23 protein-coding genes and 2 riboswitches are annotated in these 24,815 nt (G+C 45.2%); of the genes, 6 read left to right on the top strand and 17 right to left on the bottom strand.

Going from position 1 to position 24,815, the window contains the following annotated elements; translation table 11 throughout:
- Window positions 1–34: 34 nt before the first annotated feature.
- From QUB37_RS01230 to QUB37_RS01195, 8 genes are all read right to left on the bottom strand, one after another.
- Window positions 35–901, bottom strand: a complete 867-nt coding sequence (locus QUB37_RS01230; RefSeq protein WP_333158321.1) for a methyltransferase domain-containing protein — start codon at window positions 899–901, stop codon at window positions 35–37.
- A 19-nt stretch (window positions 902–920) separates the two neighbouring features.
- Window positions 921–1,361 (bottom strand): hypothetical protein, encoded by a 441-nt coding sequence (locus QUB37_RS01225; protein WP_333158319.1) that lies wholly within the window; start codon window positions 1,359–1,361, stop codon window positions 921–923.
- Window positions 1,362–1,518: 157 nt separating this feature from the next.
- Window positions 1,519–1,663, bottom strand: a riboswitch (cobalamin riboswitch).
- A gap of 38 nt (window positions 1,664–1,701) precedes the next feature.
- A complete protein-coding gene (locus QUB37_RS01220) occupies window positions 1,702–2,280 on the bottom strand; it encodes a Uma2 family endonuclease (RefSeq protein ID WP_333158317.1) in 579 nt (192 codons plus the stop codon).
- A gap of 209 nt (window positions 2,281–2,489) precedes the next feature.
- Window positions 2,490–3,902, bottom strand: a complete 1,413-nt coding sequence (locus tag QUB37_RS01215; protein WP_333158315.1) for an ABC transporter substrate-binding protein — start codon at window positions 3,900–3,902, stop codon at window positions 2,490–2,492.
- A gap of 296 nt (window positions 3,903–4,198) precedes the next feature.
- On the bottom strand, window positions 4,199–5,305 hold the full coding sequence (locus QUB37_RS01210) for a DUF2207 domain-containing protein (protein ID WP_333158313.1): 1,107 nt from the start codon (window positions 5,303–5,305) through the stop codon (window positions 4,199–4,201).
- 230 nt (window positions 5,306–5,535) lie between these two features.
- The gene (gene cbiQ, locus QUB37_RS01205; protein ID WP_333158311.1) at window positions 5,536–6,336 is read right to left on the bottom strand and encodes a cobalt ECF transporter T component CbiQ; all 801 of its coding nucleotides are present in this window, start codon (window positions 6,334–6,336) and stop codon (window positions 5,536–5,538) included.
- A complete protein-coding gene (locus QUB37_RS01200) occupies window positions 6,333–6,665 on the bottom strand; it encodes an energy-coupling factor ABC transporter substrate-binding protein (RefSeq protein WP_333158309.1) in 333 nt (110 codons plus the stop codon). Before QUB37_RS01200 ends, cbiQ begins: the two co-directional genes overlap by 4 nt.
- 3 nt (window positions 6,666–6,668) lie before the next feature.
- Window positions 6,669–7,388, bottom strand: coding sequence for an energy-coupling factor ABC transporter permease (locus tag QUB37_RS01195; protein ID WP_333158487.1), 720 nt, complete (start codon window positions 7,386–7,388; stop codon window positions 6,669–6,671).
- Between the two features lie 61 nt (window positions 7,389–7,449).
- A riboswitch (cobalamin riboswitch) is annotated at window positions 7,450–7,596 on the bottom strand.
- Between the two features lie 174 nt (window positions 7,597–7,770).
- On the opposite strand from QUB37_RS01195, the gene QUB37_RS01190 reads away from it, so the two are divergent.
- The 3 genes from QUB37_RS01190 (at window position 7,771) to QUB37_RS01180 (ending at window position 12,142) form a co-directional block, all read left to right on the top strand.
- Window positions 7,771–8,490, top strand: coding sequence for a Uma2 family endonuclease (locus QUB37_RS01190; protein WP_333158307.1), 720 nt, complete (start codon window positions 7,771–7,773; stop codon window positions 8,488–8,490).
- 252 nt (window positions 8,491–8,742) lie between these two features.
- Window positions 8,743–10,317 carry an FAD-dependent oxidoreductase gene (locus tag QUB37_RS01185; protein ID WP_333158305.1) on the top strand — a complete coding sequence of 525 codons (1,575 nt, stop codon included), beginning with the start codon at window positions 8,743–8,745 and terminating at the stop codon, window positions 10,315–10,317.
- Window positions 10,318–10,567: 250 nt separating this feature from the next.
- Entirely contained in the window at window positions 10,568–12,142 is a 1,575-nt protein-coding gene (locus QUB37_RS01180) for an FAD-dependent oxidoreductase (protein ID WP_333158303.1), read from the top strand.
- Between the two features lie 432 nt (window positions 12,143–12,574).
- On the opposite strand, the gene QUB37_RS01175 is transcribed toward QUB37_RS01180, so the two are convergent.
- From QUB37_RS01175 to QUB37_RS01165, 3 genes are read right to left on the bottom strand one after another with little or no spacing between them, the layout of a single operon-like run.
- A complete protein-coding gene (locus tag QUB37_RS01175; protein ID WP_333158301.1) occupies window positions 12,575–12,907 on the bottom strand; it encodes a DUF2834 domain-containing protein in 333 nt (110 codons plus the stop codon).
- Between the two features lie 57 nt (window positions 12,908–12,964).
- Window positions 12,965–15,097: a pentapeptide repeat-containing protein gene (locus QUB37_RS01170; protein ID WP_333158298.1), complete on the bottom strand. Its 2,133-nt coding sequence runs from the start codon at window positions 15,095–15,097 to the stop codon at window positions 12,965–12,967.
- A gap of 15 nt (window positions 15,098–15,112) precedes the next feature.
- Window positions 15,113–15,439 (bottom strand): hypothetical protein, encoded by a 327-nt coding sequence (locus QUB37_RS01165; protein ID WP_333158296.1) that lies wholly within the window; start codon window positions 15,437–15,439, stop codon window positions 15,113–15,115.
- A 97-nt stretch (window positions 15,440–15,536) separates the two neighbouring features.
- On the opposite strand from QUB37_RS01165, the gene QUB37_RS01160 reads away from it, so the two are divergent.
- The gene (locus QUB37_RS01160) at window positions 15,537–15,986 is read left to right on the top strand and encodes a hypothetical protein (RefSeq protein ID WP_333158294.1); all 450 of its coding nucleotides are present in this window, start codon (window positions 15,537–15,539) and stop codon (window positions 15,984–15,986) included.
- A 103-nt stretch (window positions 15,987–16,089) separates the two neighbouring features.
- Here the strand turns inward: QUB37_RS01160 and QUB37_RS01155 are convergent, their stop codons facing one another.
- The 5 genes from QUB37_RS01155 to folK all read right to left on the bottom strand — a co-directional run bounded on the left by QUB37_RS01155 (window position 16,090) and on the right by folK (window position 20,480).
- Window positions 16,090–16,737: a Uma2 family endonuclease gene (locus tag QUB37_RS01155; RefSeq protein ID WP_333158291.1), complete on the bottom strand. Its 648-nt coding sequence runs from the start codon at window positions 16,735–16,737 to the stop codon at window positions 16,090–16,092.
- A 17-nt stretch (window positions 16,738–16,754) separates the two neighbouring features.
- Complete coding sequence (locus QUB37_RS01150) at window positions 16,755–17,366, bottom strand: Uma2 family endonuclease (protein ID WP_333158289.1); 612 nt, start codon at window positions 17,364–17,366, stop codon at window positions 16,755–16,757.
- A gap of 299 nt (window positions 17,367–17,665) precedes the next feature.
- Complete coding sequence (locus QUB37_RS01145) at window positions 17,666–19,111, bottom strand: FAD-binding domain-containing protein (RefSeq protein ID WP_333158484.1); 1,446 nt, start codon at window positions 19,109–19,111, stop codon at window positions 17,666–17,668.
- Between the two features lie 150 nt (window positions 19,112–19,261).
- Window positions 19,262–19,810, bottom strand: coding sequence for an NUDIX hydrolase (locus tag QUB37_RS01140; RefSeq protein WP_333158482.1), 549 nt, complete (start codon window positions 19,808–19,810; stop codon window positions 19,262–19,264).
- 181 nt (window positions 19,811–19,991) lie between these two features.
- Window positions 19,992–20,480, bottom strand: a complete 489-nt coding sequence (folK, locus tag QUB37_RS01135; protein ID WP_333158287.1) for a 2-amino-4-hydroxy-6-hydroxymethyldihydropteridine diphosphokinase — start codon at window positions 20,478–20,480, stop codon at window positions 19,992–19,994.
- A gap of 249 nt (window positions 20,481–20,729) precedes the next feature.
- On the opposite strand from folK, the gene QUB37_RS01130 reads away from it, so the two are divergent.
- Window positions 20,730–21,197 carry a hypothetical protein gene (locus QUB37_RS01130; RefSeq protein WP_333158285.1) on the top strand — a complete coding sequence of 156 codons (468 nt, stop codon included), beginning with the start codon at window positions 20,730–20,732 and terminating at the stop codon, window positions 21,195–21,197.
- Window positions 21,198–21,481: 284 nt separating this feature from the next.
- Window positions 21,482–23,830 carry a PhoX family phosphatase gene (locus tag QUB37_RS01125; protein ID WP_333158283.1) on the top strand — a complete coding sequence of 783 codons (2,349 nt, stop codon included), beginning with the start codon at window positions 21,482–21,484 and terminating at the stop codon, window positions 23,828–23,830.
- A gap of 201 nt (window positions 23,831–24,031) precedes the next feature.
- Here the strand turns inward: QUB37_RS01125 and QUB37_RS01120 are convergent, their stop codons facing one another.
- On the bottom strand, window positions 24,032–24,598 hold the full coding sequence (locus QUB37_RS01120) for a Uma2 family endonuclease (RefSeq protein ID WP_333158281.1): 567 nt from the start codon (window positions 24,596–24,598) through the stop codon (window positions 24,032–24,034).
- Window positions 24,599–24,815: the final 217 nt, after the last annotated feature.

Below are 24,815 nucleotides of genomic sequence, written 5' to 3'. Positions count from 1 at the left end.
AATTCACAAATGATTTAGAATTGCTATCTTTGTGTCAGCCTTGATCAGATTTTGACAACTGCCAAAGTTGCATTTCATAACAGAGATGTTGCTCAAAAAGTTGGCCCGCTTCCAATCCTTCAACCACCAACTTCTTGAACCAGCGGCGAAATATCCAGCGCAGGAATTTGTGGACGGGCGGAACTGTGATCGCAATTAAATCTGCAACATAGAGCATTGTATTCAGTCCATATCGGCGGAAAGTATCGACATACAAATCGATTGTTGGCAAAATATGGGCGGAAATATCCTCAGTTTTTACTAAAGTGAATCCAGCCTGCTTTAATGCTGCATGAAGTTCCGTAACAACATGACAATTAGAGAACATTCCCTCTTTATAATTAGCATCAGATCGCAGCATATCAGCCAGCAACACGTAACCGCCATGATTGAGGATTTTGGCGGCACCGTTAGCAATATCAACAGCCGACATATACTGGCTACTTTCGCTAAAGAGAATAAGATCGTAGAAATGAGTTGCTTTGAAGTCTTCAAACCTCGTGAGGTGGAAGATTGCCCGATCGCCCGTACACTGAAGAAAGCGCTGTTTTTGGAAAGGATCGGGTGCGAGCCCTTCGACTGCAAAACCTCGATCGAGCAAATAAGCCGCATTTCCACCAATCCCGCAGCCCACATCGAGTATCGTATGAGTGCCTTTGGGGATAGCATCCAACAGTTTTACAGTATAAGCTTGCTGAGCGAGGCGCAATCGTGCGATCGTTAGTTCGTCAGCGGGCACAGGTAGGGTTTCCCAATAGCCGTAGTGAAGGTAGGGCGAATCTGTCAGGCCCAAATAGTAATTAAGCGCTGCATTTTGGTAGCGAGTTACCTTGGAAATTTCGATTGATTTTGGCTGCGGCATTCGGAAAATTTAGTAAGTTTTAGGATTTCGGGCAGAGTTGAAATTCTTCCCAGCGCTTGCATACTTGTTCATAGCACTCAACAGGAGAAATTGCCAACTTTTGCAACAAATTGATATCAATCTGACCGTTGGCGATCGACAAAAATATAATTGCTTCCTTGGGTTCGTAGCTATCAATGATAGAGAGCAGATTGGAAACAGTGTTCTCCTCTATTTCTAGTTGTTGCAAATAAACGGTTGCCTCCAAGTCGGAAATAAATTGTAGATCATACTTTATAGTATCTACGCTCCAATTCACAGAACCGTTAATGGGAGTATTGATTTTGCAAGCAACCAAGCCTCGTCCTTGATGCAAAAAGCCATTCCAAGCAGTATGTCCGATCGGCAAAATATTTTGGTGAATAAACAAGTTTTGCCAGTAGCCAAAACTACCCTGCCAAACACTATCTTCGATTCGCATTTCTTTCCCATTAAAATAATATACGCTTCAGAACCCAGATCGAATTACATCAGCGTTCATCTGTGTTTATCTGCTGATATCTGCGGTTAAAAAACCCCAATCCAATAATTAAAAAAATAATAAACTCACCATCATCCATACCTCGCAGATGAAAAACATGATTGTAAACAAATCGGCGGGCATCCTGACTCAGAGATGCAATGATCTCATTACAGTTGCGGGACAGCGCCGGATTCGCACCGAACTTTCCCCCTTGCGTCTGATGTGTGTTTTTCATCAGAGCCGATCGATATACGGGGATATTACCACTATTTGGGATATTTGACAAAAAAGCGTCCGCCTATTCACCAAACTCAATATTTTCATACAAATCGGCCAGCGAAATTTCCACAGCAACAGATGTTAAACTGAGCCGATCGCCCATACAGCTATATTCCGAAAAAATCCACTTATTCGCATCAGTTTTAGAATATTGCTCGACCTGTAGCCGATATTGGTCGATTAATAAATACTCCTGAAAACTAGGAATACTGCGATATGCAGCAAACTTTTCATCGCGGTCATAAGCTTTGGTACCTTTAGACAGCACCTCAGCAATTAGCAGCGGATTGGTAATTGTATCCGTCCGTCCAGATTGCAGCTCGATCGGGCGCGCTACCACCATCACATCCGGGTAAGTATAATTATTAAGCTGCGGAACCCATAGCCGCTGATCCGAACTAAAAGTCCGATATGGTTTCCCTTTTAACGCCAGTTTCAGCGCAACAACTAAATTAGTGGTAATTTCATTGTGATCCGGTGTGCCGCCAGCCATCAGAACAATCTCCCCATTGATAAATTCATGCCGATCCTGAGAATTGATTTCCAATTCTAGATATTCCTCAGCGGTGTAGGTTTTGGTTTCAACTTGCGCGATCATACACAACGCTCTCCTTTAATCTACTCATTTCATTTTATCTTAAAAATTTGGCTAATTCAACATAAGATTAGATTTTAATCATGCTAAGAAACAGGCTTTCCGGCCTGTTCCACAAAGAGGGAATTTTTTGGTGGAGTGGGCAGGAGATCCCGCCCCTGAAAGACTTCTTGAGAATGTGCAAGATTTGAGGGCGATCGCACTTAACAAACTTACCGCAACGGGACAAAGTTATAGCCAGTGCTTCCTCCTTGTTTAACTTGCACTAAAATCGGCTTACCAGCCCGATCGCCCGTGGGCAAAAACTTCACATCCTCGCTCGATCCTGCTGCCGAAAAACTCGCATTTCTGAGTGCTTGTTGCAATCCTTCCCGCGTATTGCTTTGCCGCAAGCCAGCGATCACAGCTTGAGTCGCGTCAAAACTCGTTGCTGTTCGCCAATTCACAATGCCTCCCCAACGCTGGCGAGCATTTTCTGGGAAACGGCTACCGGGATTAGTTTCAGGATGCCAGGGAACGGGCAAAACAAGCCCGTCAACGTCTTTTTGTCCGTCTTTTAAAGTTTGAAAGGTGTAGAGCGTAGTGCTGCCGTAGAGTGGCAATTTGCCTCGATTGATGCGAGCCAGAGAAATCGCACGGTCAATGCGATCGACGTGGGGCGCTACCATCAATCCTTGTGCACCTTTGCTGATAGCATCGGCGATCGCACTTTCGGGATTAAAAGACGGTAACGAAAAATCGCAAACAGTAGGAACTAATTTGCCTCCAGCAGCAGTAAGAGCTGCCACAAATTCATCTTTAAATGATATGTTATCCGGTGCTTGGGAGTCATAACAAATGGCAATATTAGTTTTGCCTGCTGTTTTCACTGCATATTCTGCTAAAGGATCTGCCATTAAGCTAATATTGGGTACTGTCCGAAAGATGTAGCTGCCAAATCCTGATAGATTATTGGCAAAGCTCGTCGGTGTCACCATTACCAGTTTTTCTTGCTGATATATCGGAGCAGCTTCAAGAGATGCGTTGCTAGCATTGTGTCCAATTACTGCTAGTATATTCGGATCTTTTGTCAATGTCCTTGCAACTTCTCTGACAACCTCTTGACTGTTGTCATCGTTGACAATTTCTACTTGCAGTTTTGCACCGTTGATGCCACCGCTAGTATTGATTTCATCCTGAGCTTGGGCGACACCTCGAAGGATTTCTTGGGCAACATTGGGGTTGCTACCAATGGGGACGCTGACAGCAATTTTCAAGTAAAAACCATTGCTGGCTTTGGCATTATTCAAATAGATAAGGGTTTCCGGGTCGTTGCGATTTTGTTGCAGCGATTTCTCAAAAGATTCGCCTGCCGCTTGGTAATTTCCCTCAGCAAAAGCTTGAACTCCTGCTTGTTTTTCTGCTGTTGTTTGGGAGGCTACCAATATCTGATTTCCTAAACTGATACGATTGGCGATCGCTCCGGGTGCGATCGTTGCCGCTGTAGATGTAGATGTAGGTGTATTTAAAGTTTTGGTCTCCAATAAACCGGGAAGGAACTTGTATGCACCAAACCCAATTAAGCCGATGGCAATAATAAAAACAATGGGAGGCGGGCTGTTTTTTTTGTTAGTATCTTGATACATGATTTTTTCTCTTTATTTTGATACTGTCATTATTCATTCAATTACTGTTTACGTCAATTCATATAATTCATTAATTAAGTTCATAAAAGTCATATTTGTAATAGCTGTTGCAGGAAGTGCGATCGCCCTTATTCAAATCCGGCCCGCTAAACTAACGAGAATACGAGAATTATCAACAATATTTCTGGAGACGCGGGCGATCGGAAACCGGGTTTTTGGCCCAGAAGACGCGTTACAACCCACAGATTCAGTAAAAACCCGGTTTCTTTAATTGTGATGCGTAAGTCGCGTTGATATTAACCACCACCACCGCCACCACCGCCACCACCGCCACCACCGCCACCACCGCCACCACCGCCACCGCCACCACCGCCGCCACCGCCGCCATCATTGCTAATGATAATGATTGGAATTACTTCTTCGTACTCCTTATGGTAAGAGCAGTTTCCACAGTGATGGGTAACATACCTCTTTCCTGAATTGCCAGTAGTTGCAGGAACCAAAACTTGATAAGTCCGTTTGAGATTAAGCGTTTTGCACTCAGGGCAGCGTCGATTATTGATTGCTTTCTTGATTTCTTGGTAAATAATGACGGTGAAAGTCAACACAAAGAGAAGCATAACCATCGGAAAAAATGCTAAGGAAATAAACAATGTCAAACCAACTAGCAAAAAAACGATTACACCCATTATGTTGTTTATGAAAGAGCCTTCTTCTCCCTGGTTGTCATATTGTTGCCAACCAGGTTGAGGCAGATTCAGAATTTTCTGGGGAAATGCAATCTGCACTTCTAATTCTTGTTCTGGTGGAATAGGCTGACTTGCCACAAACTCAAATGTTTTAGGATCTACTTGACGCGGAACTGCGGCTGTACCAAAATTCGTAAACGAGAGAACTTTCCCTGACAAAGCGTCTGGTAATTTAACCGTAACTTTTCCGCTATTAATCGGAGCTTTACGACCTGCTGCAATGGCTTTCCAATAAACTAGAGTATTCCCACCTTCTAGCTGTAATCCACCTACCACCCGATATTTGATGACAAAAGTATATGATTCTGGCGCTTTTAATTGATGTTGCCAACGAATCCAAAGTTCATTGTTTTCTAGCCCCGTGCTACTCGGAATTATTTGATTATTTTCGGTAACGATCACATCTTTAATTTCATCGACCTTACCTAAAGGAATATAGCGATATCGTTCAGTGTTGTAGGCTGCTGTAAATACATATTTTTGCGTTTCGGTGACTAACATATCTCCGTTCGTCTGAACGTCGATCGCGACGTTGATGTTATCCCAGTAAAACGGTAGCTCTTGGGCGGCTGCATGAGTGACTGTGACTAACAGTAGGCTTAATGATGCTAGTAAGCAAAAAACTATTTTTTTGAGGAGTCGTTTATTTATCATAGGGTTTCCACAAGATAACTGTTGACTACAATTATTCAACAGGTTTCTTGTGGAGTCAATTCATAAAAATCATGAATTATACTCATAAAAGTCATATCTTTAGTCTGGCAGGGAATTCATATCAATTCCGGCTGCGCCGGAATGATATAGAGGAGACGGCAGTGCCGTGTCCCTACCGCGATAAATTGTAGGGACACGGCACTGCCGTCTCCTCATTTCTTTATTTATTTTCAACTTTGAAATACCATACTTAACAATATTAAAGTTGTACAACCAAACAGCGCTTCAAATATATATCTTTGTGAAGGTTTATAAGGATAAGAATTCCAAACGCGCAGTTTTCCATTAAAGCCGCGAGACGCTAAACTCAGCGAGACTTGACGGTAATTTTCCAAAGTTCGCTGAAGCAATTGCCCGATTAAAATGCTTAAACTACGCATTCCTAGTTTCCAAGTGCGGTAGCCACAGCGCGAATTTTGTGCTATCCAAAGTTCATCGGCGATCGCCAATAAGCTAAAAATAAACCGATACATTAGTAATAGCAGTTCTGTGACTAACTCTGGACACCGTAATTGTCTGAGAATTTGCAAAGTTTCGGTAAATGGAACCGTCAAGAGGATGAAATACATACAACTTGTCGATGCGAAGGCGCGAACAAATAGCAAGCTCACTTGGTATATTCCAGTGCGGCTCACATACAGATAAAAAGTGCCGACGCTAATGCCCCAACCTTGCCAAATATCCCACTGAATTTCCTGGATTTGACTTAACTCAACCGTACCCAGCGCCAAAGCAGGCAAACTTGTCAGCAAAAACATCAACGGTAGCGACAGCAACCGCAAATACAGTTTCCCCGGAATACCCGCATAGATGACGATCCAGACGGCTAACCAAAGGCCGATCGACAATTGGACGATCGCCCCAGAAACGAGAGACAGAATTAAAAGGGCGATCGCAAAAGATAACTTGTGAGATGGCGGCAACCCGCGCAAGCGATTGGTATAAGCCAGACTATCAATCTGATGGTTCATTCCGACGATTTATGATCAGACTGCTGCCGAGATTGCGATCGGCCTTTATACAACCCAATGACGTACCCAACTACGCCAGCCCCCATCGCCGCTTGAGACGCAAACAATAGACTGGCAATTTCGCTGCTAGCCGGCTCAAACAAATGATTAAACCAAGGTTTATAACCCGGTTGAATTTCAGTAATTGCTTTCTTAGCTTGGTCATCGGAACCGCCATATTCACCCCGCACAAAAACGAGAGGAAACGCTGCCAGAACAATCACAGCGCCAGCCAACAGCCAATTTTGTCGCGAAGTAGATTGGTGATTTTTTGTAATTTTTTGACTCACGCCTTATGACTCCTGTCTCAATAATTTCAAAGTTTCCAACTCCGGCTTCCCGTAAGAATGCAGCCAATTCCAGACCAATAGAGTCAGCAATCCCTCACTAATAGCCAGGGGTACTTGAGTGATAGCAAAGATACCAGCAAACTTGAGAAACGAAGCCATAAAACCGCCACTTGCTGCCGGAAAAGCTAATGCTAATTGAATCGAAGTCATCACATAAGTCAGTAAATCTGCCAAAGCCGCCGCACAAAAAATTGCTGCCCGCTGGTTGCCAGTTCGCAACAGCAATTGATAGATAAAATAGGCAGCGAAAGGGCCGACAATCGCCATCGAAAACATATTCGCTCCCAGCGTTGTCAAGCCACCATGCGCTAACAGTAACGTTTGAAACAGCAGAACTAAAGCCCCCAGTACAGCCATCACCGAAGGGCCGAACAAAATTGCACCCAAGCCTGTACCCGTCGGGTGAGAACAACTGCCCGTTACCGAAGGAATTTTTAAAGCAGAAAGCACAAAAGTAAACGCACCCGCCAAAGCAAGCAATAGTTTAAGTTCCGGGTGTTCTTTTGTAATACGAGTAATTGAGCGCAAACCTACTGCAAAAAAAGGCAACGCCACCATCCACCAAAATGCAGCCCATTGCACCGGCAAAAAACCTTCCGAAATGTGCATAGCTGCGGCGGGCGTTGCCGATCCCAGGACAATATAACAACTCAAGCCAGCCATCAATCCCAAGCTGACCAATTTCCGATTTCTGGCCTTCACGCTGAACCTCGCAGATGAGACTATGTAAACTAACACATCGGCGGGCATCCTGACTCAGAAAGCGACAAAACTCTCATTACAGTTGCGGGACAGCGCCGGACTTGCACCGAACTTTCCCCGTTTCCTCTAACGGCTGCTCCCCATTAGAACCGACTGGTTAGACATAGTTTAGTCGATCGCGTAAGTCTCAGCAAATATTTTACAAAAATTCATTCAGATTAACTAAGTCAAAATTACCTATCATATTCTCTTCTCTTCCTGCGCGTCTTCGCGGTTCGTTCAATAAATACTATCGCCAAACAAATCAACGGTATAATATTAATGAGTTTTGAGGAAAGCCGCAATGTTACAGTACAACTTGCCGAGGAACTTGCCCTCCGCCGATGAACTACCAGACTCGGATGAAACGCCTGTGGATAACGAACTGCAAGAACTAATACCGGGGTTGTTAAAAGCAATCTTGCTAATACTTTGGGCAGAACGCATGGACTGGTTTTTTGGCATAGATATGGGTATCTATTCTCACCCCGACAAACCGGCCATTGTGCCAGATGCTTTCTTAAGTTTAGGTGTAGAAAGGTTTTATGATGAAGAATTACGTCCCAGTTACGTGCTGTGGGATGAAAATGTTCTGCCGACTTTTGTGCTGGAAGTAGTTTCCCCAACTTATCGGAAAGAATACACCGCAAAGTTGGAGGAATATCAAGCTTTAGGCGTACTTTATTACGTCATTTATTCTTCCCGCCGCCGCCGTAAACCCCGTTTGGAAGTACATAAGTTAGTCAATGGGAAGTATGAATTACAGCCAGGACATCCAGTTTGGATGCCAGAGATTAGTTTAGGAATTGGTTGTGAAAGGGGCAATTATTCTGGGGTGACAAGGGAGTGGTTGTATTGGTACGATGCAGAGGGAAAACGTTATCTGACTCCTGAAGAACAGGTGAAAGAATCAGCGCAACTCGCCCAACAGGAATCGCAGCGCGCCGATCGATTGGCCCAACGTTCCGATCGACTAGCTCAGCGATTGCGGGAGTTGGGGATAGATCCTGATAATCTGACCTGATGGCAGTAAAGGCTACAAGACTTACACACTGTTGACGCTCAGAAACCGGGTTTTTCAACGGAGTGCGATCGCCCTCAACGCAGGATTTTCGGGAAAAAACCCAGTTGCTACGTCCAGGAATGTGTGAATATTTATCAAAACAATCAATCAGGAAAGATGGAGCTAGATTTGGGAAAAACAGAGAGTTTGAGGGCAAACATTGAAATTTAGCTCGAAAAGATGAAAATCACGAGAGGTTATTAAATAATGGTCATGGATGTGCGTTATTACGATGTCATCGGCTTTGGTGATGAAGTTCCAGGAGTTCTTGCTGTTATCTCTGCCGCCAGAGAATATCGTCGCCGGACAAAGCGTTATCCGCGAGTTCTGCTCATGTCTAAAGGAAGCTTGCAAGAAGGAATTGGCGGGCATTTGGTAAGAGGCGGCCTTGCTTATTTAGATAGAAGTCAGATTAGTCCAGAAATTAAACAATCTTTAAATTTAGATACCTTTGGTTCACCGCCGGCAATCTATAAAGAATTCCTCCAAAAATCCGGTGTTACGACAATTGCACTTGATGCCGGCAAAGCCAGTGCAGCCCTGAAACAAATGCTGTTACAAGCTGGAGTCGATATCCTCAGCAATGTACAAATTCAATCAGTCAATAAAGAAGGCAAAAGAATTGCCAGTATAACCACCTCTAGAGGCACAGTTTATGCCGGCAAGCAATTTATTGATGCCACTGTCAATGCCGAATTAGCTCAAGCGGCCGGCGTGAGAAAGTTGCAGGGATTTGAAACATTTGGTCTGCCTAACTCAGAACTTCCAGTCACCCTCGTTTTTGAAACCCAAGGACTCAGTGCAAGAACACTGAAAAAACTCGATTACATTTATCTAAAACGCTTCACCAACCTGGCCGATTCAGACGCTCAAAAATTTTTGCTGTCCGCTGCTGGCAACGATGCCCAACTAGCAGAAAAACTCCGGCGGGAAATGATCGACACTAGAGGCAATCTCAAAACTCTGTGGGCGGGAAAAGATTACATCGATGTTCGCTCGCCGGCTCTGTCTGTAGCTTACCACTCCTTTAGAGGAATAAAGCTATCTTTTCCTGAAACCGGCATAATGTTAGATCGGGGAAATATAGCAATACTTCCAAATGAAAGACTTTCGTGGAATGCGCTTTTATTTGCAGTCACCGCCAGCGAAGCGGAAGCCTTAGCGAGAAGCGGGAGCAAACCCACGGCTAATATGCAAAACGAGATATTATTTCTTGCAGCTTGGTTGAGGAGTTTGGGGGCTACTTCTGTTACTTCTGCCTCAGAACTTTATATCAGACACGCCGGCAATGTGACGGGAGTTGTAGAACCTTTAACTGGCGCACAAATGCTGTTAGGTGGCGTACCAGCTAATGAGGCACTGGGAACATTTAGCTATTATTTTGATATCCGCGGAGGTATCGAGGGTATTAACGAGAAAGCAAGCAGTCTAGGATGGTTTGAAAGTATGGCTTTTAAAAAGCCTACCTTCAATATTGGCATCCGCCACGCATTAATTAAAAACGTTCCTAACCTGGCAGTGGTCAGCCCCTGTTCTGGGTTTGAAGGGTTGGCCTGTTCTGCAGGCAGAATTGTTGAATTCAACGTCGCCGTTGGTCAAGGCGTCGGTATCGCAGCGATTAATGCCCTTCTAAATAACAAAAATCTAGCCGATGTATCTAACCGAGAAGTGAGACAAGTTCTTGCCCAAACAGGTCAGTTACCTATAATTTTTGGAGTGGCAAATAATGCTGATGGAATCCTATTGGCGCAATTCGAGAATCTTGTCACTTCGGATGCTGTTGCGTAATATAGCAATCCTAAATCATTTGTGAATTTCTTACTCCCTCCCCGCGGGTTCGGGGAGGGTTGGGGTGGGGTAAAAAATTTACGATTCATTTAGGATTGCTATAGCAATTTTAATTAGTCCTGAACGCATCAAAACCTTCATAACCGGGTTTTTTGCCTTGTTCTGCGGTCTGTAACGCGTCTTTCGGTAAAAAAACATTGAAATTTAGCTCTAAAATATGAAAATCACGAGAGGTTATTAAATAATGGTCATGGATGTGCGTTATTACGATGTCATCTGTTTTGGTGATGAAGTTCCAGGAGTTCTAGCTGTTATCTCTGCCTCCAGAGAATATCTTCGCCGAACAAAGCGTTATCCGCGAATTCTACTGATGTCGAAAGCAAGCTTGCAAGAAGGAATTGGCGGGCATTTGGTAAGAGGCGGTCTTGCTTATTTAGATAGAAGTCAGATTAGTGAAGAACTTCAACAATCTTTAAAGTTAGATACCTTTGGTTCACCGGCGACAATCTATAAAGAATTCTTACAAAAATCCGGCGTTAAGGCAATTGCACTTGACCCCCGCAAAGCCAGTGCAGCGCTGAAAGAAATGCTGGTAAAAGCTGGGGCAGATCTCCTCAGCAAAGTAGAAATTCAATCAGTCACTAAAGAAGGCCAAAAAATTGCTAGTATAACCACCTCTAAAGGCGTAGTTTATGCCGGCAAGCAATTTATTGATGCCACTGTCAATGCCGAATTAGCTCAAGCAGCAGGTGTGAGAAAGCTGAAGGGATTTGAAACATTTGGTCTGCCTAACTCAGAACTTCCAGTCACCCTCGTTTTTGAAACCCAAGGACTCAGTGCAAGAGCACTGAAAGAACTCGATTACATTTATCTAAAACGCTTCACCAACCTGGCCGATTCAGAGAGTCAAAAATTTTTGCTGTACGCTGCCGACAAGGATGCCCAACTAGCAGAAGAACTCCGGCGGGAAATGAAAGACACTCAAGGCAATCTCAAAACTCTGTGGGCGGGTAACGATTACATCGATGTTCGTTCGCCGGCTCTGTCTGTAGCTTACCACTCCTTTAGGGGAAGAAAACTATCTTTTTCTGAAACTGGCGTAATTTTAGATGAGGGAAATATAGCCATACTTCCAAATGACAGACTTTCGTGGAATGCGCTTTTATTTGCAGTCACCGCCAGCGAAGCGGAAGCCTTAGCTAGAAACGGGAGCAAACCCACGGCTAATATGCAAAGAGAGATTTTATTTATTACAACTTGGCTGAGGAGTTTGGGCGCTACTTCTGTTACTTCTGCCTCAGAACTTTATATCAGACACGCTGGCAATGTGACGGGAGTTGTAGAACCTTTAACTGGCGCACAAATGCTGTTAGGTGGCGTACCTGCTAATGAAGCCCTGGCAACATTTAGCTATCATTTTGATGTACGCGGAGGCATCCAGGGTATTCGCGATCAAGCAACTCGTCTAGGATGGTTTAAAAGTCTGAGTTTTAAACACCCTATCTTTAATGTTGGCATCCGCCACGCATTAATTAAAAACGTTCCTAACCTGGCAGTGGTCAGTCCCTGTTCTGGATTTGAAGGGTTTGCTTGTTCTGTCGGCAGAATTGTTGAATTCAACGCCGCAGTTGGTCAAGGTGTGGGTATCGCTGCGGTTAATGCCATTCTAAATAACAAAAATCTAGCCGATGTATCTAACCGAGAAGTGAGACAAGTTCTAGCTGAAACAGGCCAGTTACCTAAAATTTTTGGAGCTCCAAATAGTGGTGATGCAATGCTATTGGCGCAATTCGAGACTCTTGCCAGTTCGGATGCTATTGCGTAATCTCAATTCCGGTTGTACTCCTCATGATTGTTGACTGTTGGCTGTTGACTGTTGACTGTTGACTGTTGACTGTTGGCTAAAATTATGCTTTCGGGATAACGAACTGTTTGGACATTTGAACAAATACCGATGCAACCGGGAACGATTTAATAGCAACTTCAATAAACAATTCAGTAGTAGGTTTGGCAGGGGGAATGAAACTAAACCAAAAATTTTTTAGCAAGAAATGAGTGAAATTGGTATTAATATTATGTCCCCTCGAACGACAACAATCACGTTGGTTTGTAGTGAGGAATTTCCTCCTCATAAAATTCTCAGCACTTCCGTCCTCACTACAAACCTATAACGGTGATTTTAGCGGAAATTATATAATACCTCGATCGCCTGCACCGAATTATTGTGCTGGGCGGCACTAACCTGTTAAACAACTTTTCAACTTGAGACTTCACTTGATTTTTCCAGCTTGGTTTCCCGCACAAACAAGAAAAGCGGGAAAGCACATGAAAACGAAACAAGCAAACCCAGAATTATGTACAGCCCTACAAAACTTATATCCAATCGTTTTGACTCAGCGTACATCCAAGTGCTTCCTGCTACAGTTGTAATCAACAAATCTAAGCTTACCGATTTCGCAGCCAGATTAGCCGAACTCTCGGTTACAAAGTCCAGCAAGCCAGCATTGCTAAAAAACTGCAAGTTATAGTACCAAGGCAGTACAAGGCCCAGAATTGCTAGGATGAGATAAATGATTCGCTTAACGCTCATAATTACCCTACCTGTTCGTTGATCAACTGTATTAGCCTACTCGTTAACAACCAATCCTTACTTCTTCTGCGGGCACTTCGGATGACCCCCCCCCTGCAAACAAATGTAAGCAATTTGACTTTTATCTAAATTCTTAGCCTCCGCAAAATCAACTCCTAGGAATCGACCGGATTTACTACCAGTCGGATTTTGAATAAATTGATCCGAAGCTGCCTTCCCCAGAAACACAGCGCCTTTAAAATCCGCTCCCGCTAAATTCGCGCCCCTAAAATCAACCGAACTCACCTCCGCATTCCGAAAATTCGCATCTTGCAACTGAGCATCTTTTAAATTCACGTTGGCGAGTTTAGTCGAAGTCAAATTGGCATTTTGTAAGTTTGCGCCGCTCAAATCAGCACCGGATAAATCAGCACCTTGCCATTCCGATTTAGACAAATTTGTCAAGGACAACTGAGCGCCTTGAGCCTTCACTTTGCCCAAACGTGCACCTGACAAATCTGCTCGCGAAAAATTCGCACTTCCTATATCTGCTCCGGTAAAACGGGCATTTTTTAACAGTGCTTCCTGTAAATTTGCTCCAATTAAAATAGCACTGCTGAAATTAGCTGAATTCAAATTGCCGTTTGACAAATTAGCTTTGTTCATGACAGCGCGCACAAAATTAGTCCCGTTCATTACAGCACTGTTCAAGGACGCCCCGGTCAAATTTACTCCTTCCAAATTAGCGCCGCTCAAGTCAGAAATCCAATCGTCAAATGTACCCGGACGCCTGTCTTCGCCGGTGCCGTAAAAGCGAGTTCCCTGCAAGCTGGCATTGGTTAAATTGGCATTTCTCAACTTAATTCCCGACAAGTCAACTTTGTTTAAAACTAAAGTAAACTGAGATGAGCCGGCAGGACTTTGAGCTAAATCCGTGCGGCTGAGATCCACGCCCTTGAGTTGGCTGCTATACACTGTGAGAATTTTGCCGATCGCCCTTTGTACTGTTCGCTGGCGGGCGGCCGCTAACTCGCGTTCCGGGGCCTTGCCGCCAAAGCGCAGGGAATCGAGGTCGTTGCTGAGGGCCTGATTCAACCGCTGCAAGTCAGGCAAAGCTTTCGGGCCGCTACTGACTAAAGCTTGCTGGATCGCGTCCAGCATGGCGCGGTTGTCTTCTTGAGCGAGCAAATCCGCTAGCAGAGGTACGGCGCGGGAGTCTTCCACCGCCCCCAAAGCCAAAATAGCCGATCGCCTGCCCGATGCCCCGCTAGCCGATGTGGGAGACAATTTGCTAACTAAAGCTACAAATAATTCGTCGTTCCGCTGCCGCGAATCCCGCATATTTGCTTGACTTTGAGTGTAGATGAGAGTGCCGACAAACAAAGTTAAAATCAATCCGGCGCTGCCGACGGTAACTATCACTAAAGTTGTGCCTGGGTGTTGGCGCATCCAATTCCACAAACTGGCATTTGCTTTCAGGCCACTTTGTGGAGTCACAACCAAAGCCGCAATCTGCGCGTCTTCCTCAGTCCAATCTGGACTCTTGACAGGATTGTCAGACAGTTGATTCGATCGAGCATTGACGACCAAAGTATTCGCGAGGCGATCGTGTCCCGCTTGCCGTTTGTAACGCCACGCAACCGCGCCGTCTGCGAGCATTGCCAAGCCACTCAGCCCCCCTAAAATCAGCAAATCCGGAAACGCACCGCTCAAGCGCCAAATGCCGTAAGCGACGCCCAGAGGCACTCCCCAGCGCCCCAAACTTTCGCGAATTAGCACGGGTCCAAAACCCGGAGGAGTACCCGACGCTGTGACAACTTTGACGCCGAACCAGCGTTTGGGGAGAGTTTGACCTGTTCTGGCGAGCAAAAACAGTTGCCACCCCGCTAAAACTGCCGGTGCCAGCAGTGCCCCTGACCAGAATAGATTAGTTAGGGGTGCGACTCTGGGGCTGCGATCGCGCACGGGTATGCCCAAGGTACGGGCGACGGTTTCGGATGCTGCTGCTACAGAGGAATTGAGCGGCACGGTTTCAGTTTCCTTGTTGACCAATGCCCCGATACTGAAGGGAACGAGGGCGCTGGCCGCAATTAACGAAATTTCCACAGCCCAAGCGCCGCACCTGCGAACCAGCAGTGGCATTTGCTTGGATTGTGTTTGCCAAGACGGATCTGGTTGATTGATGCCGCTGGGCGCGGTGGGGTTAGCCATATTTAGAAATTCCTATTATTTGTCGTTAGTATTTGAGGACTGGGGGGAAATTGCCAATTTATACGCTATGTAGATTAGCACTCCGAGAACGGCAAGAGTCATCAGCGCTGAAATTAGCTGTACGACACTATTGAAGACTGTCAGGACAATTATCGCTCCGACGGCAAAGGCTGCCACCTGCCCAGGTTTGGGGAGTCTTTGAAACTTGTCGAGTAATTGATTGTATAAGGTTCCGACGGCTTGATAGCTGTCTGAATTTTGTGTGATGAGCGGCGATCGTTCTACTTTAGCTTTTAGTTCTCCGAACGCTTGCTGCCAATTGAAGTTATTTTGAGGATTCATAAAAAAATTCCGAAGTTATTTTAGATTAATGTGTTTGGAACCGCAATTATCCCCTACCGTCAAAGAACTAGAACCAAATGCCATTGTGTGAGGAAACATGAAGATAAATTATCCGGGCGATCGCGGCAAACTGTGGTTTAGCTCGATCGTGACCGTAGCCTTGGCAATGATTTTAGCGGATGCCGGTGCCCTTCGGAGCCAACCGCTACAAATTGCTCCGGGATTTCCCGAACCGCTGGGAGTTTCTGGAGTTTCCGGCGGCCCGAACAATAGCGGCGACTGCGGTTTTGTCTCTCAAGGGCCGAACCACGTCATTGAAGTAACGCAGGATTTGCCTTACTGGCGGATTGCAGTACAAACTGCTGGAGCTCCGAGTTTGATGATTCAGGGGCCGAGGGGGCGTTTCTGCGTGCTGCCGGCGAATGCTGCTGCGGGGAATGTAGAATTTTCCGGTTATGGGGACAAGGGGACTTATGTTATTTTTGTGGGCGATCGAGCTCAAGGTCAACACCCTTACACTCTCTCTATTTCCCAAAAGCGAAATTAAAAATACAAGGGAATTAGGAGGCTTGCTGTCATAAACTGGGCTTTTTGGCGATCGTAAATAAGCCGGATTTCTAACAGCCAGTGCGTGGAATAGCGATTTCATATCAATTTTGTATTTGGTCTTTAACCCACTTCCGAAACAATCTGAGAGTTTGACTCGTACCCACTGTTTGGCTTTGTTCGCAATATTGAGAAATAGCTTCAATAATTGGCAGATTGGGAAAAGTCGGACTAATTTCCGCTTCAACATATTTCCCCTCTTGAAGCACATTAATCTGAAGCTTTTTATTTTCATATCGCCAGATTTCAGGTACTCCCAAAGCTTCGTAAGCATCGAGTTGAGTTTTGGAAGTTATATCGACTTCAATTGCTAAGTCAGGCGGCGGATCTACAGTTAAGTCGATCCGCTTTTTACCAATCATTAGAGCGTAATTCTGAATGTAAAAACATTCATCAGGTTCAATTCCTTGTAACATACTTTTTCGCTTGAAAGTCGTCGAACCAAATGGTTCAAATTCGATTTCTAGTTCCTCAAACAGAATTTTCACTAAATAGCCAATAATGATTTTAGCTTTCTCATGTTCTGGTAGTGGCATCCTAATCTCCAAAGTTCCTTGACTGTAAGCTATTCTAGAGCCACGGTGTTCTCCCAGCTCTTCTAAAATTGCTTCAAATTCCTGCCAGTTGACATCATGGAACAGCACTCTATGTCCTGGGGGTACACTGATTTGTCTTAATTGCAGCGTTACCATTTCAACCTCCGATTTATTTAAGTTATAGAGCTAAAAACCTGCTCAACAGTCAGATTAAGTTCCCCGAAGGCAGACGAAATAATCGTATCGCCCTCTCGGAACTGGCTAACCTGGTACTCCCCATCAACCAACTGGTAAATCGAGACAGTAGGCTGTTTGGGATTACCTATGAACCGCCGGCCGCCCAAAGCAGCATAGTCCACAACCCAGTATTCCGGGATACCCAATCTTTCATACTCAGCCACTTTTACTAGGTAATCATCTTGCCAGTTAGTGCTAACTACTTCGACAACAAGCTTGACAGAGCTACCTTGAGAAATAACTGATGATTTTTTCCAGAGTGGCTCTGAAATTAAAGCTGTTTTGTCTAAGACTATGATATCAGGCTGGTAGCCCGTGGTCGTTTCTGGAGGTCTGACAAAATAAGTTGACGGTGTTACATAAGGAAGATTTAAACGGTCAATTTCTACGTTAATTTTTCGGATGAGAAAACCTGTAACTTCCTCATGCTCGCCATTTGGGTTCATCTCAACTATTACTCCATTGCGTAGCTCGAAACGTCCTGTTCCATCTGGATACCATTCCAAAAATTCTTCAAATGTTATCGATTTGATTATGGTTTGAATCATGAAAATTTCTCCGTTATATAACCCTTAATAGTTTTTAGTGAGGACGACCGCCCTCAACTAGAGTGAGGATAGGACTAAAGTCCTTACTACAAAAAACTTTTTTAATGCTAATTAATAGAACATGATATCACAGATTAATTAGGTAGGTAACAGGACTTAGGCTCAGCCTCAATATATATGTTTTGTAGGGTCAAACCCCCGTGGTTGCCCCCATACCTGGGATGATTGCGTAAATCGTATGTCATAATGTCAGCTAGAACCCCGACTTCTTGAACAAGTCGGGATTCTGGGTGTGATGTTTAATTTTTTTGCTGGCTGTACAGTTCCTTAAACTTGCGCTGTTGCTCGTTGTGATCTACGATCGGAGAGGGATAATGAAGAAGCCGGCGTTCTAAAGGGGAAATATTTCCTGTTAGCAAAGCTTTAGTATCAACGCGACGCAATTCTGGAACCCAGTGCCGAATATATTCCCCTTCAGGGTCAAATTTCTGAGCTTGACTCGCCGGATTGAATATTCGCAAAGGTTTCGGATCCATGCCACTAGATGCGCTCCATTGCCAGCCGCCGTTGTTAGCAGAAAGGTCGGCATCTATCAATTTTTGCATGAAGTATTTTTCACCCCACTGCCAGTTAATAATTAAATCTTTGGTGAGGAAACTGGCGACTATCATGCGGCAGCGATTGTGCATCCAACCTGTCTCATTTAACTGCCGCATTGCTGCATCGATAATAGGATAGCCAGTTTTGCCTCGACACCAAGCTTGAAAGAGTTTTTCATCGTTCTCCCAAGGAAAGTCTTTGAATGCTTGACGATAGGGGCCGTCTGCTAATTCTGGGAAGTTATACATGGCGTGTTGGTAAAATTCCCGCCACGCTATTTCCTGTTGCCAAGTACGGATGCTTGTAGACGCTTCTTCGCTGCGGCAAGTGTCCATTACTATCTGCGTAGCTTGCCAAACAGTGCGGATGCCTATTGCACCAAATTTGAGGGCTGCGCTGAGTTGAGATGTGCCGTTAATGGCGGGGAAATTGCGCTGTCCTTGATATTGGTAAATTGCCCGATCGCAAAATTCTTCTAATTTTTGTTGCGCTGCATCTTCTCCGGGTTCTATTACTAATGGATTTTCCCAAATAAATCCCAAACTCAAGGCTGTTGGCACTGTTTCCATTGCACCTGCTTGGTTGGCGATTGCTTGTTCTTCGGCGGTTAAGCCGGTCATTAATTCCAGATAAGTTATCGGCAGTGTCTCTACTGGTTGGGCTTTAGGTTTACTGTTCCATTTTTTCCAAAATGGTGTATAAACTGTGTAGGGAGTCCCTGTACCGCTGCGAATTTCATCTGGGGCGTGCAGCAGTTGATCCCAGAAATTTTGAACTTGAATTCCTGCTTGTTGGAGGGCGTTTGATACGGACTGATCGCGCTGTTTTGCGTAGGGTTCTACATCCCAGTTCCAAAATACTGCTTGAGCATTTATAGCTGTTGCTAATCTGGGTATTTCTAGGATCGGATCATCTTGAATTATCAGCAATTGGCTGCCTGCTTCCCTGTAACGCGAGGAGAGTTTTTGCAAGCAGCCGATCATGTAGGTGACTCTAGCTGGCGCTACGTCATCGCGATTTAGGATATTGCGATCGAGACAAAAAATTCCGACTACTTTCGGGCTTTGCTGGCGCGCTGCTGCCAGTCCGATGTTGTCAGAAATACGCAAGTCGCGGCGGTGCCAAAATAAAATTAGATTGGATATATCAGACATTCGATTTTAGATTTTAGATTTTAGATTTTAGATTTTACAGTCCTGGACACACGCGGGTTCAAAAACCCGGTTTCTAAGTTAAGATTTATCGGTTTGACGCACGATTTTTATAAGAAACCGGGTTTTTTCTGTCCGTCCTATTTAACTCAAAAATGGACGGGCTAAGAAAAAGCTAGAAATTGATTTCGCGTCAATTGGTTCCCCAGCTAAGATAGCTTTTTCTAATTCTTCCGGCGTGAATAAAACTGTTTCAATGTCTTCATCATCGTCTTGTGCTGGCGGCTGTTCCAGTTTTTCCAAATCTTGGGCTAAAAAAGCATAAATGATTTCGTCGGAATAACCGGGGGCGAGAAAAAATTGCCCTAATTTCTGCCATTTTCCGGCGCGATATCCGGTTTCTTCTTCGATTTCGCGTTTAATAGTTTCGGCGGGATTTTCATTGATTTCGACTGTACCAGCGGGAAATTCTAAAATTCGCCCTTTTGTGGCAAAGCGATATTGGCGTACCAAGACGAGTTTACCTTCGGGTGTGACGGGAACTGCAAGTGCTCCGCCCGGGTGGCGAATACATTCCCACTCGCCTTCAGAACCGTTGGGAAGACGGAGAGTAGCTACGTCAAAGTTAAATTTGCGCCCTTGGTAAAATAGGCGTTGTTTGAGGAGTTGGGGTAGTTCTTGACCGATCGACATAAGCGACAAGCGAATAATGTTTGATGGCACCGATTTAAGACATCATAGGCGATATCATAGGATTTTTGATTTTTGATTTTTGATTTTTGATTGGGAATGACTGATAACTATCACAGTTTGGAGCTTACCTACGGTTGCATTTTTTTTGAAACTGGTACGATCCCTGAATTGTACTCAATTTTTACAGTTGCAATTTTTGCACTCCGGAACAGTCTGCGGTTTGCAGGAGTTGGACGATCGCACTTTTCGTCACCGGATGCACCCAATCCGGGGCAATTTCTGCTAAAGGTACTAATACAAAAGCTCTTTCGGTCATCCGGGGATGAGGTAGAGTCAGTGTCGGAGTTTCTAGGATTAAATTGTCGTACAGCAGCAAATCTAGGTCGAGGGTTCTTGGCCCCCATTTTTCTCGGCGAATTCGATTAAATTTTATCTCGATTTCTAATAATTTTGCTAGCAATTGTTCTGGTTGTAGCGCAACTTCTAGGATGGCGCAGGCGTTGATGTAATCGGGTTGCGCCGGCCCCACGGGGGCGGTTTGATACCAGCTTGAATGAGATTTTACTGCTATTCCTGGGGTGTTGTTGAGGGTTACGATCGCGCTAGAGAGTGTGGCGAGGGAGTCGCCTAAGTTGCTACCGAGGGCGATCGCACTTTTTGTGAGTTTCATAAAGAAGAAGGTTCGGCAACGGATTGTGTAACGGATGTCACGGATGTCAGGAAGAAGGAAGAGGGAAGTCGGAAGAAGGAAGAGGGAAGGGGGAAAAAGCAAGAATAAAGAAAGATTTAGTTATCTAGCTTACAAGCCCTATTGTCCGCAAAATCTGATTATACAAAATATTATTTTAATCATAACTTAATAAGATGTTAATTTTTATTGATTATGATTGACAAGTGTTAGTATTTAGTTTCAAACATAATGAATTTGTACATACGTTTATTGTCGGCCGTCATTCTAGCAATTATCAGTTTAACAGCAAGTATATCGATAGCTTTGGCTGAAACAAAAGAGCGCTACCTTACCCTAGATTCGGACGGCAGTCAATCTTTTGCGAGTTTAGTGCAGCAGGCGGAAGATTTAGCGAAAGAGTCGATCGCCCGCGAGTTTCAAGAAAATCCGGCATTAACAGAAGTTACAATCATCATTACAGCCGATCGCAGCCGACAAAGAGTTCCAGTTTTGCGATCGAGAGTATCGCGCCACGACTGGCAAAAAGATGCGAGAATCGAACAGTGGACTAGGTATTTTGCCGATGCTCAATTGCTGCTGGGATTCAGAGACAGCAATATTTCGTCCGCAAATTCTGGGTTTTCGCAAGTGATTAATGTACCTGCGCCTAGTCGATCGACATCGCGAGAAAATGATCCGGGTTTTCGAGATGATTAAAATAGTGGTAATGGGGCATTGGGCATGGGTAACAAATAACAAATAACAAATAACAAATAACCAACAGCACGACACGGAAATCACGGATACACGGATAGATATTTTTTCCTGAATCTCTCTCTCTCTATTCCCAATTACCAATTGCCCATTACAATATTTAACTTGTTGTTAACCTAAATATCTCCCAATTTTAATTAACCTTGAGGTTAACTTCCCTTAATTGAACAGTGATATAGTTTCATACGGAATCATCAGATTAGAGATGTTGGTTTGAAAAGGAATTTATGTCTAAAATAACTCGCCGACAACTGCTAATTTTCTTCGGCAGCAGTGCAGCTACCACTGTGCTTGCCCCTCAACTAACTAAAACACTATTCGGCATCAATTCCACCTCGGCCGAAGCTGTAGTTCCGCTATCTTTCACTCCGTTAAGACTGCCCCACCCGCTGCCGATTTATCGAGAACTTCCCAGCTTTATGCCGACGGGCTTAAACGGACAGGGAACCGTGATGCCTGCCTCGCAGAATACTAAATTAACCAGCTACAACGTTGTTGACGATGTGGTTGTACCGCCGGAATACGAACGGTATGTGATTCTCCGCTGGGGCGATCGAGTTTTTCCCGATCCGGCAGACTATTTCGGCTACAACAACGACTACACAGGCTTTGTAGGCCTTCGCGGCAGCAGTGACGACGGTTATCTCTGGGTTAACCACGAGTACGTATCCTTCCCGATGTCGAAAGTGGCACCGGAATTGCCGTCAGACTTGGCATCATTTCCGGCGACCGATCGCGCCGTCCTCGGTATAGACTTATCTGTAAAAAATCAGGCTACCCTTGGCGAATTTCTTTACAATATGGGTGGTTCGATCGTCCGCATCACCAAACAAGCCAACGGACGCTTTGGGGCGATCGCCGGCGACTCCCTCAACCGCCGTATCCACGGACTTTCCGGCCTCGCAATCAACAGCCAGCGTACCGACAAATACAAAGATGTCACCTCCTGGGGAACCAGACAAGGGGATAACGAGTACCTCACGGGCACGGGCCCTGCAGCTACCCAAGTCTTCGCGCAAGTCAACACCGACGGACTCGGCAACCGCATCATCGGTACAGCTTACAACTGTTCCGGCGGCACAACCCCTTGGGGCACAATCCTCTCAGCCGAAGAAAATTTTCAAGGTAGCGAACTATTCTTCGTGGGAGTTCAGGAAAACATCAAACCCAACGGTGGCCAAACTGGCTACGCCAAGGGTACTACGGGTGAGGAATTCGGCTTAGTCGGCGAAAAATACGGCTGGATGGTAGAAGTCGATCCTCAAGATCCAAGTTTCCGCCCCCGGAAGCACACATGGTTGGGCCGTTTCCGCCACGAAAACGTCGCCATTCGCGCCGAAGCCGGCCGCACATTAGTAGTGTACATGGGGGACGATCGGCGCGGCGGACACACCTGGAAATTTGTCAGCAACGGTAGTGTCACAAATCCCGCAGATAAAACCAACAGCCGCTTGTTTGAAGATGGGGTTTTGTACGTGGCCCAATATAACCGCAACGGTACTGGAAGATGGCTGCCACTAACTATAAATAGCCAGACAAATCCAGTGCGTCCTTCTAAAGTTGGCGAGGCGGAATTAGCAAGTTTTGGCAAAGCTCAAAGAGATGCCGCTACTCGCTTGCCCAAACGCGCCGGAATTGCTGGTCAAACCGAAGACGGCGGTTCTTTTGTAGTAGATACAACCAATGAAGAAACAGCACTTCCGGGCTACCAAAATAAAACTCTGGCTAATTTCTACAGCAGCCAAGGTGCGGTTTTAGTTGATGCTTTCTTAGCTGCTAATTTAATTGGTGGCACCCCGACCGCGCGGCCGGAAGATTTGGAAGTTAATCCTACTACTAAGGAAGTTTTCATTGCTTATACTGACGCCGCACCGGGAAGCGACGGCTATCCAGATTCTCGCATTTTTACTGTTGCTAAATACAGTAGCGCCGTCAACAGCACCCAGCAGTCGGGAGGACTTTACAAAATAATTGAAGACAGTCCCGACGGTGCAGGTTTGACGTTCCGCTGGCAACGTTTGGCTCAAGGCGGAGAAGCGGGTTCGGTAGGTGGGTCGGGATTTGCTAGTGCCGACAATTTGGATTTTGACGCTCAAGGCAATATTTGGGCCGTCACTGATATGTCTACGAGCACGCACAACGGTTTTGATGTGGGTGCGAGTGGAAAGCCAACGACGATCGACCACAACAAGACTGGAAATGTGTCAGATTTGACTGGTGTTTTCGGCAACAATTGGCTGTTTTACATTCCGACTTCCGGCCCGAATGCAGGAACAGTAATTCCGTTTGCTTACGGCCCGAATCGGTGCGAAATGACGGGGCCGACTTTTGTGGGAGATACGCTGTTGCTTTCGGTGCAGCATCCTGGAGAAGATTGCCCGATCGATGATGGTACTGTACTGAGTCGGCAAATTGAAATGTTGGATTTGAACGGTGCTGTTTTCAATCAGACTCGGAGTGTGTCTCGCGGCAGTTTGTGGCCGAGTAATATTGAGAACGATCGGCGTCGTTCGCCTATGCCGTCGGTGATTGGAATTCGTCTGGTGCGATCGACTCCAACGGGTCAGTTTGTTTAAATAGGACTTACGCATCGGGGCCCAGAAACCGGGTTTTTACGAATCTGGAGTAAGATTAAATGAACCGCGAGGCACGCGGACGCGAATAAGGAGAAAGAAGAAGATACTGTTCTTTATTCGCGCTCTTCTCGTCTTCGCGGTTCGTTCAAATAATTAAAAAAATTGCTAGAATAATTAATATCAAATCCCTTGACAGCGGAATTATTCAGAGAATTGTACTTGGCGATATAAATCGGCGATCGCAATTTCTAGATTCACCGATTCAAGTTGCAAGGAATCGCCCAAACCATACTCGTAGAGAACCCATTGCCCCTGTTGATTGCGCCGAAATATCTCTACTCCGGGCTGTTCAACTTGCACCAAGACATACTCTTGCAGTGTTGAGAATTGGCGGTATTTAGCAAATTTAAGACCGCGATCTGCTGCTTCTGTGGAAGGCGATAAAACTTCGATAATTAAGGAAGGAAATTGCACTAATTGCGGATCGTCATCATGGTCATCACAAGTTACTACAACATCAGGATAAAAATACTTTTGTCCTGGTTCCACTTGGACTTTTACATCTGCGATGTACACCTCGCAAGGGCGATCGACAAGGGCATCATCCAGGAGCTTAGAGAAGTTGAAGGCAATTCGATTGTGATTGCGGGTGCCGCCACTCATGGCGACGACTTCGCCATCCCAATACTCGTAACGTTCCTCTTGGGTGGGTTCCCAAGCCAGGTATTCTTCTACGCTCATCGATAGGCGATCGGGTAAGGCAACCATAATGCGATCGGGAATCAAGTATGTTTCTAGAATAGCTTGAAGAAAAAGCGATTAAAAGAGCGGGTTTTTGAGATTGTCAATTATTGGCACATATTTTTCGTGAACCCGCCCCTATCGTATTAGGGGTAATCGACCCGACATGATATCAGAGGTTTGGATTCCTCTGATTTAGATATTCCACAAGCCTGCTGAGTCTGACGGATTGTCAGCCCGTCAG

The organism is Microcoleus sp. AT3-A2, assembly GCF_036705685.1.
Classification (GTDB): domain Bacteria; phylum Cyanobacteriota; class Cyanobacteriia; order Cyanobacteriales; family Microcoleaceae; genus Microcoleus.
The sequence above is the reverse complement of the archived record's forward strand: the minus strand, read 5'-3'. Positions and strand labels throughout refer to the sequence as shown.